The following is a 13,756-nucleotide window of genomic DNA, read 5'->3' on the forward strand; positions in this document are numbered from 1 at the left end:
CTTTTCTTAACGAACGACGATATTTACCAGTTTGCCTGGAACAGCGATGACTTTGACGATCGTTTTTCCTTCGATCAGTTCGTTAATCATCTCGTTGTTTTTCGCCATCTCTTCCATCTGTTCTTTCGTCGAATCAGAAGCGATGAGCAGCTTTTCTTTGTTTTTGCCGTTAATTTGCAGGACGATTTCTACCTCGTCTTCAACCAGCTTCGCCTCGTCATACGTAGGCCATTCTGCGTATGCCACGCTCTCGCTGTGACCGAGTTTTTCCCACAGCTCTTCACCCAAGTGCGGAGCGATTGGAGACAGCATTTTTACAAAGTCCTCCATGAATTTCTTCGGCAGAACTTCTGCTTTGTACGCTTCGTTTACGAATACCATCAACTGAGAGATACCTGTATTGAAACGCAGGCCCTCGTAGTCTTCTGTTACTTTTTTCACAGTCTGGTGGTACACACGCTCCATGCCAGCTACGTTGGAGGTTTCCACGATTTTTTCGTTCAGCTCACCGTTATCACCCACAAACAGACGATATACGCGATCCAGGAAGCGGCGTGCGCCATCCAAGCCTTTTGTCGACCAAGCGATCGAAGCATCCAGTGGTCCCATGAACATTTCGTACATGCGCAGTGTATCGGCACCATGGCTGTCGATGATATCGTCTGGGTTTACGACGTTGCCTTTGGACTTACTCATTTTCTCGTTGTTTTCACCCAGGATCATCCCTTGGTTAAACAGCTTTTGGAACGGTTCCTTTGTAGGTACGACACCGATATCGTACAGGAACTTGTGCCAGAAACGAGAGTAGAGCAAGTGCAGTACCGCATGCTCTGCACCACCAATGTAAATGTCGATTGGAAGCCATTCTTTCAGTTTGTCTGGATCAGCCAATGCCTTGTCATTGTGTGGATCGATGAAGCGCAGGAAGTACCAGCAGCTACCCGCCCATTGCGGCATCGTGTTTGTCTCACGGCGTGCTTTCATGCCTGTTTCCGAATCGACAGTGTTGACCCACTCCGCGATGTTTGCCAATGGCGATTCACCTGTACCGGATGGTTTGATTTCTTTTGTTTTTGGCAACATGATTGGTAATTCGGATTCTGGAACGACTTTCATCGTGCCATCTTCCAGGTGGAGAATCGGAATTGGTTCACCCCAGTAGCGTTGACGGCTGAACAGCCAGTCGCGCAGACGGTACGTTACCTTGCGATTTCCTTTGCCTTCTGCTTCCAGCCACTCAATCATTTTGCTGATAGCCTGTTCTTTGTTCAAACCATCGAGCATGCCGGAGTTAATGTGCTCTCCGTCGCCTGCATACGCTTCTTTGGAGATATCGCCACCAGCGATGACTTGCTTGATTGGCAGATCGAATGTTTTCGCGAACTCATAGTCGCGTTCATCGTGCGCTGGAACCGCCATGATGGAGCCTGTTCCGTAGCTAATCAGCACGTAATCTGCAATCCAGATTGGCAGACGCTCGCCGTTAACCGGGTTGATCGCATACGCTCCAGTAAATACTCCTGTCTTTTCTTTTGCCAGATCAGTACGCTCCAAATCGCTCTTGCGCTTTGCTTGATCCAGGTACGCTTCTACTGCTTCTTTTTGAGCTGGTACGGTAATTTGTTCAACCAGCTTGTGCTCAGGAGCCAGTACCGCATAGGTTGCCCCGTAAAGAGTGTCTGGACGAGTCGTAAAGACGGTAAAGGATTCATCATGACCTTCGATACCAAAGGTTACTTCTGCCCCTTCAGAACGGCCGATCCAGTTGCGTTGCATTTCCTTGATGCTCTCTGGCCAATCCAGTTCATCCAGGTCAGCGAGCAGTCTTTCCGCATACGCAGTAATTTTCAAGACCCATTGCTTCATTGGGCGGCGTTCTACTGGGTGTCCGCCACGCTCACTTTTTCCATCAATCACTTCTTCGTTCGCTAAAACCGTTCCCAAAGCAGGGCACCAGTTTACAGCTACCTCGTCAATATAAGCCAAGCCGTGCTCATACAGCTTCGTAAAAATCCATTGTGTCCACTTGTAGTAATGCGGATCAGTTGTGTTGATTTCACGATCCCAGTCGTAGGAAAATCCGAGCGACTTAATTTGGCGACGGAAGGTGTTGATATTGTGCTCGGTGAATTCCGCCGGATCGTTTCCTGTATCGAGGGCGTATTGCTCCGCTGGCAAACCAAACGCATCCCAGCCCATTGGATGGAGAACGTTATATCCTTGCATCCGCTTCATGCGGGACAAAATATCAGTAGCCGTATAGCCTTCCGGATGTCCTACGTGCAGGCCAGCTCCAGATGGATACGGGAACATGTCGAGTGCGTAAAACTTTTTCTTGCCTTCATCCTCGGAGGTTTTGAAGGTCTTGTTCTGCTCCCAATATTGCTGCCACTTCTTTTCGACATTACGATGACTGAATACCATGGTAAAGCACTCCCATCTTAAAATAGGTAAAAATTAAAGAAAACCTCACATCCCAGATCGCTCTTGCGAAAGGGACGAGAGGTTGTTTACATTCCCGCGGTACCACCCAGATTGGCAAATGACAAGCATTCACCCACTTGTTTCATCCGTATCGGGGATAAGCCGCTCACCCTTACGCAGTCATGACTTGGATGACCTTGGGGGCAAGTGCTGGGAGGTGAGTTCAGATAGATCCGGGTTGACTTGCACCATCCGTCAACTCTCTGTGAATGCTCGAATCCGATTCCTACTATTCCTCTTAAACGCGTCGAAATCTGTAGTTATAACGCCATTATAGTCAATCCGAACCAATCATGTCAAACTTTTCGGCTTGCGGGCTGAGAAAAATAGGCGCTCACTCGCTTCTTGTGGTGGCAAATCTGAGTAATCAGCGGTGATGATGATATCTGTGAAGCCAGCATCTGTCAGCCAGCGCATCAGTTGGACAGGCTGATAAGCCCTTTGCCAATGCTCCTCTTCCATCCGCTCGTACAATCCGTTTGGCTGACGAATGAAAAACGTTAACTGATGCTCTACCTCTAGTCGCAGTGGGTCGCAAAAACATTGCCAAATGTACGAAACTTCATCTTCTACATGTGTGAACGTCTCGTCTCCGAAAATGTGCAGCATCTTGTACGGGCTATGCACATCAAACAGAAAGCTCCCACCAGGCGCGAGATGGGCGAAAACGCGTTTGAACGTTTCCTGCACATCCGCTTCCTCTGTAAGATAGCTCAATGAATCACACAAGGAGATGACCGCATCCGCTTCTGGCAAGGACAGCTCCCGCATATCCTGTTCCACCCACGCTACTTCTACTTGCTCCTGCCTCATTTTGTCATAGGCGATTGCAAGCATTTCTGTTGAGAGATCCACTCCCGTAACACGGTATCCCCGCTTGGCGAGTGGGATCGCAATCGTGCCAGTCCCACAGCCAAGATCAATGACCCGCACAGGCTTCTCTCCTTTTTTCCAATGACGCTCGACCCAATCGAGCCACTGGTCATAAGGAGTATCCGCCATCAGCCTGTCATATACAGCGGCCATATGTGCGTATGCCATCTGTCCTTACCCTTGTGCGCTGAAGGAAACTTCCTCTGCGTCCTTCCACAGGCGCTCCAGGTTGTAAAACTCGCGATCTTCGCGATGGAAAACGTGAATGACGATATCGCCCAGATCAACCAGTACCCAGCGACCTTCATCTGCTCCCTCGATACCGCGGACGTCAAAGCCGTTTTTGTGGGCTTGGTCACGAATTTCGCGAACAATTGCCTGTACTTGACGCTCGTTGTTTCCGTGGCAAATCATGAAATAGTCTGCGATCACAGACAGCTTTCTAATATCGAGCACCTTCAAGTTCTCTGCTTTTTTGTCCTCTGCTGCCTTCACAACCAACTGGGCCAAATCTTCTACTGTTTTAACCATCAAAACCCTCCTTCTCTCCCTTTGCGGGAAACCAAATCGTTATAGGCCGTCAATGTCAACGGGAAAACTGTCTTTTGCTTCTCTATCAAAAATTGAATGGTGCCTCCCAAGGCAAGTGCCAGGGCGGCATCCAAATCATGCATGGCTTTGGCGCGAATAAAATCGACACCGGGGTAAACCCGGTTTGGTTCTATATAGTCTGCCACACAGACGACTTTTTCTAACAGGGACATGCCAGCTCGCCCCGTCGTATGGTAGCGAACAGCTTGTAAAATATCTGCATCCGTTACACCTAGGTCAGTCTGGATCACGATCGCTGCTGCAAAGGCGTGCCACAGCTCTTTTTCCCCTTCCAAAAGCTCTGTAGGCATATCGTGGCGAACGAGAATCTCAAACATTTTTTCCACAGGCCAGCACTTGCAGTAATCGTGCAACAGACCAGCAAGCTCGGCTTTGTCAGGATCAGCCCCGAATCTCTCTGCCAGCTCGCGAGCCGACGCAGCCACCCCTAGCGTGTGATTGTAGCGTTTTTCATGCATTTGTTGCCGTACGCGAACGAGAAGCTCTTCCCGATTATCCAAAAGTCTCATAGATTCGGTTCTCCTTTATATAGCGCTCCACGGCATCAGGCACAAGATAACGGATGCTTTTCCTGGCAGCTGCCTTCTCGCGAATCATCGTGGAGGATATGTCCCAAACAGGCATCTCCACATATGTGACGTCCTCGCTCGATTTTAGGTCCAGTTCGGTTCCTGGTCTCGCTAGACCTATAAAGCGTACCATATGAATCAGCTCTTGGTACTGGTACCATTTGGGCAAGATTTTTACCATATCTCCCCCCATGATAAAGGAAAACCGGCAATCCGGGAACTGCCTAATGAGCTGAGTCATCGTATCATAGGTGTACGATGGCCCTTTTCTTTCGAACTCTACATCTGTAACACGAAACACCTCGTGATCAGACACGGCCAGCTGAACCATTTGCAAGCGGTGATGCGCCAGCGTCAGACTCTCTCTTTCTTTGTGTGGTGGAACGTGTGTAGGCATAAACCAGATTTCATCCAGGCCCGCTTGCTCTCTGGCTTGTTCGGCCGCCAGCAAGTGCCCACAATGAATCGGGTCAAACGTTCCTCCCATGATCCCTACTTGCTTGATTGGCTGTCTCATTGCATGCAGGTCACTTACGGAAGCTTGATCGTCTTGTTCTCCCGAGACTCTTTGTACAAGACAACTGTATGGCCAATCAACTGCACAAGCTCTGCTCCAGCACCTGCAGCGAGATCTTCAGCCACTTGATGTTTATCGTCATTATTGTTTTGCAAAATCGCTACCTTGATCAATTCACGTACTTCCAACGCTTCTTTGATCTGCGTGATCATATTTTCGTTTACTCCACCTTTTCCAACTTGGAAAATAGGGGTGAGATGATGTGCTTCTGCGCGCAAAAAGCGCTTTTGCTTGCCGGTCAACATCGGCAATGCCTCCTTTTATATCCTGCCAATCAGGTTGTTTTCTTTAATTGTTGCAAGACGACCTCACGCATAACCCCAGTTGGTGCTTGCTCGCCCGTCCACAGCTCGAATGCCAGTGCACCTTGATTCACAAACATGCCGATTCCGGAATGAACAGTGGCTCCTATAGCACGCGCTTCTTTGAGCAGACGTGTTTCGAGCGGGTTATAAATCAGATCGCTAACGGTTAAACCGGAATGAAGCCACTCTGCTGGCACAGGTGTCTCCTGCACGTTTGGCAGCATTCCGATCGATGTCGTATTGATCAACAACGAAGAGTCCGCGATAGCTGCTTCCCCTTCGCCTTGTTCTACGATTTTCGTAGGTACAATCGTTCCGACATGCTCAGCCAATACCGCAGCTCTTTCCCGGGAACGATTGATAATGCGAATTTCCTTGACTCCTTGTTCAGCCAAGGTAAACGCCACAGCTCGCGCAGCGCCTCCAGCCCCTACCATGGTTACCACTTGCTTTTCAAGAACGATTCCCGTCTCTTCCACAAGCGAACGAACATAGCCCATACCATCTGTGTTATAGCCGATCAAGCGTCCATCACGAGAAACGACGGTATTAACGGCACCGATTCGTTTGGCAAGCGGATCGATTTCATCCAGCATCGGCATGATAGCGACTTTGTGGGGAATCGTGACGTTAATCCCCTTCAGGCCTAACGCGCGAATACCCGCGACTGCATCTTCCAGATTTTCCGGTTCCACATCGAACGCAGCATAGGCAAATCCCAACCCGGTCTCTAAAAAAGCTGTATTGTGCATCATCGGTGATTGTGAGTGGGAAACTGGATGCCCAAACAGGCCAACCAGTTGTGTTTTGCTTGTAATCATGGAGCTTTTCCTCCCCGGACGTCTCTCTATAGCATATGGCAAGGGGCAAGGCTAACTCGACTTTTCTTGTTTAAGCTAGATCAGCCCTTTGCGCATCCCAACACTTACGCCTTTAGGTGCATGCACGACAACACTCGCTTCGTGTTTTCCTTGGATGCTGACCCAGCCCAAACCGGAAATTACGATGTCAGTGGTCATGGTGGACTTGTTGATTTTAAAGGTGTGCTTCACAAATGGTGGAAGTGCTTTCGCAGCTTCCTCCCCTGTTGGCGGCACCAGCAAGGTTCCATGGTGCTTTTGCATCACTTCGTCTGCTTTCTCCAGCTTCGTCCGGTGGATGTACAGATCGTTGTCGACATAGACGATGAACGGCTGTCTCTCTCCGCGTACGAAGTCGATACGGGCTAAACCACCCAAAAAGAGCGATTGCCCATCATCGAGCTGATACACCTTGGAGTTAATCCGGCTGGTCGGGGTAATCTTTCTCAGATCAGTCGGGGATACCATATGTCCAATCTGGTCGCGATTAATGATTCCCGGCGTATCAAAAATGGAGCGGCCATCCTCGAGCGGAATCTCGATTTTGTCCAGTGTCGTACCAGGGAATGGCGAAGTGGTAATCTCCAGCTCAGCCGCACCGTAGTCATGCAAGATGCGGTTGATCATCGTCGACTTTCCTACGTTGGTCACACCGACAATGTATACATCACGGCCTTTGCGCAGCTCTCCAATGCGATTCAACAATTCATCGATATGAAGCCCTTTTTGCGCGCTGATCAGTACGACATCCTCCGGGCGCAGTCCGCGTTCTTTTGCTTCGTGCTGCATCCAGTTGCGTACACGGTTCAGGTTGATGTTTCTCGGCAGCAGATCAACCTTGTTACCCACGAGCAAAATCGGATTCTTCCCGACAAAACGTGGCAAACCCTTGAGCCAGGAGCCTTGGAAGTCAAAGATATCGACTACCATTACGACAAGAGACTCCGTAGAACCGATGCCATCCAAAATCTTGAGGAAGTCGTCATCGCCCATTCCTACGGGAGCTACTTCATTATAATGCTTGATGCGATAACAGCGCTGGCAAATGATTACCTTTCTGCCAAGCGCGGATTCAGGTGCATAGCCAGGCTTTTTTGCATCTGCTGTCTGAATGGCAATCCCACATCCAGCACAAGAGCCATGCGATTGTTCCGTCATGCTTTTCTCCTCCACGAAACCATTCCTTTCCTCTCCATCCAAATAAGGGCCACACGCTCCATCTGACGATTAAAGCGCGTCCAAAAACCATCCGTCTGGGCTACAGGAACAACTAGGATCGTATGAAATCCTAATCGATTTCCTCCCAGCACATCGGTAAACAATTGATCGCCAATGACAACAGTCTCAGCGATGGTTACATTCATCTGCCGCACTGCCTGCAGAAAGGCACGGTTTGTCGGCTTTTTGGCCGCATAAATAAACCCGAGATTTAATGGGGCACAGAAGCGGTCTACACGCTCCTTGTTGTTGTTGGAGACAACAGTGACCTGTATGCCTGCCTCATGCATGCGAGCAAGCCAGTTGATGACCTCCTCGGTTGCATGTGGCCTGTCCCATTCCACCAAGGTATTATCCAAGTCTGTAATCACCGCACGGATGTTATTTCGTTTCAATTGATCTATGTCAATGTGATGGATTGATTCGACGAACTGACTAGGCATCAGCTTCTCTAAAAACACGGGGCACCTCCAAATGATGTGAAGCAATCAACCGCGATTTCGGCACTTACTATACCATAATCGACCACTTGGTTGCAAAACAAAAAGCATGATCACCACTTGCATTGCACTCTCATCCTGTGTAAGATAGCGTTACCAAGAAAACTATTTTTGTTTTTATGGTTTTCTATTCCGTTGTTTTGGCTGGGGGCGATTGCAATTAAAAACCGGATCATGAAGGGTTTCATTGAAGAGATTCGCGATAAAGGCATGAAATTCTCCATGGATGATTTGGCGAAGCGGCTCGGGATCAGCAAACGCACGTTATACGAGCACTTCTCATCCAAAGTGGAAATTCTGGAAACAATCATTCAGCAGTCCTTTGAAGAGGGCGATGAAAAAACACAGCAAATTCTCGCAGACGACAGTCTCTCTCTTATCGAAAAAATCAAAGGCGTCATGATGGTTTTACCGACACACTATGAATTTTATGATTTGCGCATCCTCGAACAGATGAAGCGATATTATCCTGAGCAATATGCCCAAGTCGAGGCTTCTCTATCCGAGGACTGGCAGACGCTTCGCGTCCTTCTTGAGCAAGCGATTCGAGAAGGACTCATCGTCAATATGGACGTCACGCTCATGCTGAAGGTCATTGTCGATGCGCTGAATTCTACACTCGACCAGCGCTTTTACATGAAAAACCAGATTACAGTCTCAGAAGCGCTTTCCGCTATTGTAGATGTCCTCTTATTTGGATTGGTACTAGCCGATAAAAGGTAACAAATGACTCGTGGTCATCCCACTAACATTGGAAGACCACGATATCGTTCTTTGCAAGAAAACCAATAAAACAAAAATAGTTTTTATAGTTAAGAGGTGTTCCATCATGTCCATTTTTACACAAATGACCAAACAACAACGAATCGGACTTTTGTTTGTTATCCTGATCCTTTTCATCGATATGCTACTGTATAGCTTATTGATTCCGATTGTTCCTTATTTTACGGAAAAGCTGCAGCCATCCTCTACAATGATGGGCGTGCTGTTTAGCAGCTATGCGATCGCAATGCTCATCGCCACTCCTATTTTCGGGCCGATATCCGATCGGATCGGCAGACGAACCATGCTTTTGATCGGTTTGCTCGGTCTTGCTGCTTCCACGTTATTGTTTGCTTTCTCTGAAACAATGGCCCTGTTGATTACCGCGCGTTTTGTTCAAGGTATTGCTGCTGCGGCTACATGGCCAACTGCCCTTGCCCTCTTGGCGGATTTGTTCCCATCCAAAATGCGCGGAACTGTAATGGGAATTGCATTGACGGCCATTTCGACCGGTACATTGCTCGGAGCGCCAATTGGCGGATGGCTGTTTGAAATCAGTGACCATCGCATGCCATTCTTGGCAGCAGCAGCCTTTACTGTGATCAACATTGTGCTGGTCTACTTGTTCTTGAAGGAAGACGTGACGAAAACTGTCAGCGAAAAGCTTCATGTCGGTGGATTCATCCGCAATCCGCAAGTCATCTTTATCGCTGGAATCGTCCTGTTGGCTGAAATCTCCCTTTGCTTGCTGGAACCGACGTTACCCGTATTTTTTACAGAGAAACTCAGCATGACGCCGACAACGATTGGTCTTTTGTTTGGGGTCATGACACTCGCGTACGGACTGATCGCCCCAGTTGCCGGCTCTCTTTCTGGCCGCATGAATCCGTATAACCTCATGTTTGGCGGAATCATGACGCTGGCTGTGTTTCTGCCATTTTTAGCGTGGGCCGACTCCCTCTGGCAGGCAATGCTCGCAATGGCCCTGATTGGAGCCAGCATTGGTTTCACCTTATCGCCTACCTTGGCTACATTGGGGGCCATCATTGACCAAGGAGGAAGCGGTGCATACGGCACAGCCTACTCTCTCTTTAATATGTTTCACGGGATCGGAATGGTTGCAGGCCCACTGGCAGGGGGAATTTTGACAGATTTACTTCCTGTATCCTCCGCCCTCCTGATCGTGGCAGCATCCATCCTTGGCTTCGGCATTTTCCTTTTTGTGCAATTAAAAGCAAGCAAATCTGCCAGTCTTTACACCAAGGAAAGCGAGATGAAATTTTGAGCTTGTCGATTCGTGAAATTACGAAAGAAAATTGGCGCCAAATTGCCAGCTTGACTGTAACGGAAGGTCAACACGCCTTCATCGAAAGTAACTCTTTTTCCATCGCCCAATCAGGGTTTGAACCGGAATGGGTATCATGCGGTTTGTATGACAAGGACATCGCTGTCGGTTATGCCATGCACGGGATCGAAGTAGAGAATGGCCGAATTTGGCTGGATCGCTTTATGATTGATGGTCGCCATCAGGGGAAGGGTTACGCCAAAAAGTTTCTGCGCGTGCTCGTTGAAGAAATGGGCAGACGCTACAGCTGTACGCGCATTTACTTGAGTATTCATCCTGAAAACGAGTTCGCTCGCAAGCTGTATGAGTCGTTAGGCTTTACCTCCAATGGCGAAATGGATGGACCGGAGGAAGTGATGGTCCTCGACTTGACAATGGAATAGAAAAGCACCTCCTCTGTCGATACGGACGAAGGGGGTGCCTCTTTTTTGTCGTTATCATTGACTTTTCCGTGCTTCCATCAGTCGCTTGACCTTCTCAGTCGGAGTCCAGCATTGGAATCGATAGTCCGGACGCGTCTCATAGGTCAGACGAGAACATCGATAGCTGACTCCTCCCGTACCTTTCTCCACGCGAAAATGAATACAGGTCGCACAGCAATGAAAGGCATTCTCTGTCTCCACTGTTCTCCCTCCCTTACCTCCCCAGCTTCCACGAAAACATCGAGAGCTGTTCGTACCGCTCCCCTTGCTGCTCGGCAAAATTCGAAAAGCCTACACCAACTAATCGAACGCCCGCTGTATAGTCAAAAGCGTCGAGCAAATCATCCAACAGCTCCTGCCAATTAGCCCCAGCCACAGCCTTATGCTGCTTGGTCCGCTGGGTAAAGTCCGCGTACTTGATTTTTAGCGTAATCGTCTGGGGCTCAACCCCTTCTTCGCGGATGTCCTCTTCGACCTCCCGCAAAAGGGAGGTGGCAATCGGCGCAATCGCTTCCCTGTCAAACAAATCAAAGGGCAGAGTCGTTTCACGGCTTGATGATTTCGGCGCGCGGTCCATCTCAATTTCGCGATTGTCTTCTCCTCTCGCCCGGTAATAGAGGGAACGACCGAACTTCCCAAATAATGTAGTGGCCTCATCGAGTGAAAGCCGCCAAAAATCCTCTACCGTCTCAATCCCCTTTTTCGCGAGCAGCTCTTGTGACTTTTTGCCAACTCCGTGCAAGGTACCAATTGGCAAAGACCGCAGCACATCCAATGCCTGCTCTGGTCGGATGATGACAAAAGCATCCGGCTTTTTTAAATCACTGGCAATCTTCGCCAACGACATATTGTAGGAAAGTCCGATGCTGCAAGTAAGTCCGGTCTCTCGTTTGATTCGCCTCTTGATATCGCGGGCGATGGGTACCGCATTCTCATAATGGGACACGTCCAAATAAGCCTCGTCTAGACCCACTGTTTGATAACGCTCTGTATAAGAAGTAAATATCTGTCTGACTTCAGCAGATTTTTCGATATAACGGCTATAGCGGACAGGCAAATAATAGCCTTGCGGACATTTCTTCCTCGCCATGGCGACTGGCATTGCGGAGCGAACACCGTACTTGCGTGCCTCGTAGCTACAGGTCGATACGACACCGCGATTGCCAGTTCCCCCGACTATGACCGGCTTCCCCCGAAGTTCAGGGCGATCTAACTGCTCTACACTCGCGAAAAATGCGTCAATATCCAAGTGAAGAATTTTTTTCATAGGGATACCCACCAAACATACATTCTCATTTCTATTATCCCTGTTTTGTTCCATTGACGCAAGCGAGAACGTCCTAGGCTTGGTTTTCGATTACCTGTAGCAGCTCTGATACTGGAGGATTTCCTTTTTTGGCGTAGATGATCGTTCCGTTTTTGCCTATGATATACACAATGCGTTGCTGGAAAAACAATCCGAGAACCTTGCCGACATCATATGCTTTTCGAATGGATTCGTCTTCATCCACGATCAACGGAAATTCATAACGGAACTTATCAGCAAACGAGCGCTTTTTGTCCATGCCACCGGGATTGACACCAAAAACGACGGTATTTGTTTGTTCGATTTTGGTGTAGTGATCCTGAACCGCACATAGCTGCTTCGTGCAAATCGGGGTATCATCGCCCGGATAGAAAATGAGGACAATATTTTCTTTGCCGATGTGATGTCTAAGATCAATGGTTCCTTTTGTGCTCGTCGCCGTAAAGACGGGAGCCGCGTCTCCGACCTTTAACATTTCTCTCACCTCTATGCTCAGTATACAGGGGCTTCCGGAATGTCAAAATTCATTCGCCCATCCCGATACTTTGTGAACGGATCTTTCTCCTCCCCCATAATCCATACCTTTCCTTCCCATACATGTACGGTTTCAGCATGTTCAAATCTTCGTCCACCCTGCTCAACTTCAAACTTCATTTCAAGAAAGGCAGTATGCCCATCTTCGTATCTAATCTTTGCGATCTCAAAGTCTTTCATTTTATACTGTTGAGCTTGTAAAAAGGCGACCTTTTTCATATAAAATTCTTTCGCTTCCTGGTTACTTAACGTTGTCCCATCAACTGGGTGCCTGCCGTTTGCATCATAAAGATAAAGCATCTCGAAAGCGGTTGCGTAGTCTTCATCGATTAGCGCTTGATAATAATTTGTGGTTATCATTTTCATTTCGCGTTCAGCAAAATACTCTGCGAAGAGAAACCTTGGAAAAACGAGTAGAAAAAGCGAAATAACAACCATTATTTTCTTCAAATACTCACCTCACGCTCACGAAAATCCATTCTCTTACGTGAAGTTCGATTCTGCCTGTCATTTATCCTTGTTTTACTACACTTCTACCATTGGCATGAGCAACCGCACGGGGTAGCCCTCCCGCACGCAAAAAAACCGCTCTGGGCAATCCCAGCACGGTTTCTCTCATTCCGACTCTAACTAGTCGCTTGCAGCTTCAACTGCTTTACCCGAGCAACAAATGCCTCGGCAATCTTCAACATGTCGTCGTCGTGTGCCCACATCCGTTCTGGATGCCACTGTACGCCCACATGTAGCCCGTCGAGGCTTTCCATCGCCTCAATCACACCATCAGCCGCGCATCCTGTGACTTTGAAGCCCGGTGCTATGTCTTTGACTGCTTGGTGATGAGAGGTGTTCACGAGCACCTCTGTCTTTCCGAGGGCATCCGCTACAAAGCCAGGTTGCAGCGTAATCTTGTGCGCCCCGTATTGCCGTGAACCCTTCTGTGCATGCTGTAATGCTCCTGGTACTTGGTTCGGGATATCTTGAATGAGGGTGCCGCCACACGCCACATTCAAAATTTGCATCCCGCGGCAAATGCCCAAGATTGGCTTTTTCAGCTCCAGCGCAATCTTGATAATCTCAAGCTCCGTGATGTCTCTTTCGTAATTGATATCGCCCAACCCTTGCAGCGGGTCTTCGCCGTACAAATGCGGCGCAGGATCTTCACCACCGGACAAAATCAAGCCGTCCAGCGATTCAATCATCTCACGAAACGGAGCATCCTGAATCGTCAGCAGTGGCAAGATCAGTGGAGTACCACCACTGCGCGCAATTCCGTTCACATAGCCTGAACCAACATAGAAAAACTGGTCGAGATCGTTCTTCGGAAAATACATTTTCGTACATGCCACACCAATGATCGGACGCACGCCAGTCACTCCCTCATAGACTCAT

The 13,756-nt window shown here is 48.7% G+C and carries 17 protein-coding genes and 1 other annotated feature; of the genes, 3 read left to right on the top strand and 14 right to left on the bottom strand.

Annotated features, from left to right (window positions below; translation table 11 throughout):
* Nucleotides 1–6: 6 nt before the first annotated feature.
* From leuS to HP570_RS06020, 9 genes are all read right to left on the bottom strand, one after another.
* The gene (leuS, locus tag HP570_RS05980) at nucleotides 7–2,424 is read right to left on the bottom strand and encodes a leucine--tRNA ligase (protein WP_173625183.1); all 2,418 of its coding nucleotides are present in this window, start codon (nucleotides 2,422–2,424) and stop codon (nucleotides 7–9) included.
* A 67-nt stretch (nucleotides 2,425–2,491) separates the two neighbouring features.
* Nucleotides 2,492–2,736, bottom strand: a binding site (T-box leader).
* A gap of 39 nt (nucleotides 2,737–2,775) precedes the next feature.
* Nucleotides 2,776–3,525: a class I SAM-dependent DNA methyltransferase gene (locus HP570_RS05985; RefSeq protein ID WP_012685705.1), complete on the bottom strand. Its 750-nt coding sequence runs from the start codon at nucleotides 3,523–3,525 to the stop codon at nucleotides 2,776–2,778.
* 6 nt (nucleotides 3,526–3,531) lie between these two features.
* The gene (rsfS, locus tag HP570_RS05990; protein ID WP_012685704.1) at nucleotides 3,532–3,888 is read right to left on the bottom strand and encodes a ribosome silencing factor; all 357 of its coding nucleotides are present in this window, start codon (nucleotides 3,886–3,888) and stop codon (nucleotides 3,532–3,534) included.
* Nucleotides 3,888–4,478, bottom strand: a complete 591-nt coding sequence (yqeK, locus tag HP570_RS05995) for a bis(5'-nucleosyl)-tetraphosphatase (symmetrical) YqeK (protein ID WP_007727774.1) — start codon at nucleotides 4,476–4,478, stop codon at nucleotides 3,888–3,890. The genes rsfS and yqeK overlap by 1 nt, the downstream gene beginning before the upstream one ends.
* Nucleotides 4,462–5,055: a nicotinate-nucleotide adenylyltransferase gene (locus HP570_RS06000; RefSeq protein WP_012685703.1), complete on the bottom strand. Its 594-nt coding sequence runs from the start codon at nucleotides 5,053–5,055 to the stop codon at nucleotides 4,462–4,464. The genes yqeK and HP570_RS06000 overlap by 17 nt, the downstream gene beginning before the upstream one ends.
* 14 nt (nucleotides 5,056–5,069) lie before the next feature.
* The gene (gene yhbY, locus HP570_RS06005) at nucleotides 5,070–5,360 is read right to left on the bottom strand and encodes a ribosome assembly RNA-binding protein YhbY (protein WP_007727776.1); all 291 of its coding nucleotides are present in this window, start codon (nucleotides 5,358–5,360) and stop codon (nucleotides 5,070–5,072) included.
* 29 nt (nucleotides 5,361–5,389) lie between these two features.
* Nucleotides 5,390–6,241, bottom strand: coding sequence for a shikimate dehydrogenase (locus HP570_RS06010; protein WP_173625184.1), 852 nt, complete (start codon nucleotides 6,239–6,241; stop codon nucleotides 5,390–5,392).
* A gap of 75 nt (nucleotides 6,242–6,316) precedes the next feature.
* Nucleotides 6,317–7,438, bottom strand: coding sequence for a ribosome biogenesis GTPase YqeH (gene yqeH / locus HP570_RS06015; RefSeq protein WP_012685701.1), 1,122 nt, complete (start codon nucleotides 7,436–7,438; stop codon nucleotides 6,317–6,319).
* Entirely contained in the window at nucleotides 7,435–7,959 is a 525-nt protein-coding gene (locus HP570_RS06020; protein ID WP_012685700.1) for a YqeG family HAD IIIA-type phosphatase, read from the bottom strand. Before HP570_RS06020 ends, yqeH begins: the two co-directional genes overlap by 4 nt.
* 213 nt (nucleotides 7,960–8,172) lie before the next feature.
* Between HP570_RS06020 and HP570_RS06025 the strand changes: the two genes are divergently transcribed.
* The 3 genes from HP570_RS06025 to HP570_RS06035 all read left to right on the top strand — a co-directional run bounded on the left by HP570_RS06025 (nucleotide 8,173) and on the right by HP570_RS06035 (nucleotide 10,488).
* Entirely contained in the window at nucleotides 8,173–8,721 is a 549-nt protein-coding gene (locus tag HP570_RS06025) for a TetR/AcrR family transcriptional regulator (protein ID WP_173625694.1), read from the top strand.
* Between the two features lie 106 nt (nucleotides 8,722–8,827).
* Nucleotides 8,828–10,045 (top strand): MFS transporter, encoded by a 1,218-nt coding sequence (locus tag HP570_RS06030; protein ID WP_173625185.1) that lies wholly within the window; start codon nucleotides 8,828–8,830, stop codon nucleotides 10,043–10,045.
* A complete protein-coding gene (locus HP570_RS06035) occupies nucleotides 10,042–10,488 on the top strand; it encodes a GNAT family N-acetyltransferase (RefSeq protein WP_173625186.1) in 447 nt (148 codons plus the stop codon). Before HP570_RS06030 ends, HP570_RS06035 begins: the two co-directional genes overlap by 4 nt.
* A 54-nt stretch (nucleotides 10,489–10,542) precedes the next feature.
* On the opposite strand, the gene HP570_RS06040 is transcribed toward HP570_RS06035, so the two are convergent.
* The 5 genes from HP570_RS06040 to HP570_RS06060 form a co-directional block, all read right to left on the bottom strand.
* Entirely contained in the window at nucleotides 10,543–10,728 is a 186-nt protein-coding gene (locus HP570_RS06040) for a hypothetical protein (protein WP_007727789.1), read from the bottom strand.
* A gap of 13 nt (nucleotides 10,729–10,741) precedes the next feature.
* Nucleotides 10,742–11,794: a DNA polymerase IV gene (locus tag HP570_RS06045; RefSeq protein WP_142495743.1), complete on the bottom strand. Its 1,053-nt coding sequence runs from the start codon at nucleotides 11,792–11,794 to the stop codon at nucleotides 10,742–10,744.
* A 73-nt stretch (nucleotides 11,795–11,867) separates the two neighbouring features.
* Entirely contained in the window at nucleotides 11,868–12,308 is a 441-nt protein-coding gene (locus HP570_RS06050; RefSeq protein WP_173625187.1) for a peroxiredoxin, read from the bottom strand.
* Between the two features lie 17 nt (nucleotides 12,309–12,325).
* Nucleotides 12,326–12,817 carry a hypothetical protein gene (locus HP570_RS06055; RefSeq protein WP_173625188.1) on the bottom strand — a complete coding sequence of 164 codons (492 nt, stop codon included), beginning with the start codon at nucleotides 12,815–12,817 and terminating at the stop codon, nucleotides 12,326–12,328.
* Nucleotides 12,818–12,993: 176 nt separating this feature from the next.
* The gene (locus HP570_RS06060) at nucleotides 12,994–13,731 is read right to left on the bottom strand and encodes a gamma-glutamyl-gamma-aminobutyrate hydrolase family protein (RefSeq protein ID WP_064200841.1); all 738 of its coding nucleotides are present in this window, start codon (nucleotides 13,729–13,731) and stop codon (nucleotides 12,994–12,996) included.
* Nucleotides 13,732–13,756 lie beyond the last annotated feature (25 nt).

The organism is Brevibacillus sp. RS1.1, assembly GCF_013284365.1.
Lineage (GTDB): Bacteria > Bacillota > Bacilli > Brevibacillales > Brevibacillaceae > Brevibacillus > Brevibacillus brevis_D.

Bases quoted from the DNA above. Each gene is read 5' to 3' on its own strand.
- HP570_RS06045 (WP_142495743.1), bottom strand. From the start codon at position 11,794: ATGAAAAAAATTCTTCACTTGGATATTGACGCATTTTTCGCGAGTGTA.
- leuS (WP_173625183.1), bottom strand. From the start codon at position 2,424: ATGGTATTCAGTCATCGTAATGTCGAAAAGAAGTGGCAGCAATATTGG.
- HP570_RS06030 (WP_173625185.1), top strand. From the start codon at position 8,828: ATGTCCATTTTTACACAAATGACCAAACAACAACGAATCGGACTTTTG.
- HP570_RS06010 (WP_173625184.1), bottom strand. From the start codon at position 6,241: ATGATTACAAGCAAAACACAACTGGTTGGCCTGTTTGGGCATCCAGTT.
- yqeH (WP_012685701.1), bottom strand. From the start codon at position 7,438: ATGACGGAACAATCGCATGGCTCTTGTGCTGGATGTGGGATTGCCATT.
- yhbY (WP_007727776.1), bottom strand. From the start codon at position 5,360: ATGTTGACCGGCAAGCAAAAGCGCTTTTTGCGCGCAGAAGCACATCAT.
- HP570_RS05985 (WP_012685705.1), bottom strand. From the start codon at position 3,525: ATGGCATACGCACATATGGCCGCTGTATATGACAGGCTGATGGCGGAT.
- HP570_RS06000 (WP_012685703.1), bottom strand. From the start codon at position 5,055: ATGAGACAGCCAATCAAGCAAGTAGGGATCATGGGAGGAACGTTTGAC.
- yqeK (WP_007727774.1), bottom strand. From the start codon at position 4,478: ATGAGACTTTTGGATAATCGGGAAGAGCTTCTCGTTCGCGTACGGCAA.
- HP570_RS06025 (WP_173625694.1), top strand. From the start codon at position 8,173: ATGAAGGGTTTCATTGAAGAGATTCGCGATAAAGGCATGAAATTCTCC.
- HP570_RS06050 (WP_173625187.1), bottom strand. From the start codon at position 12,308: ATGTTAAAGGTCGGAGACGCGGCTCCCGTCTTTACGGCGACGAGCACA.
- rsfS (WP_012685704.1), bottom strand. From the start codon at position 3,888: ATGGTTAAAACAGTAGAAGATTTGGCCCAGTTGGTTGTGAAGGCAGCA.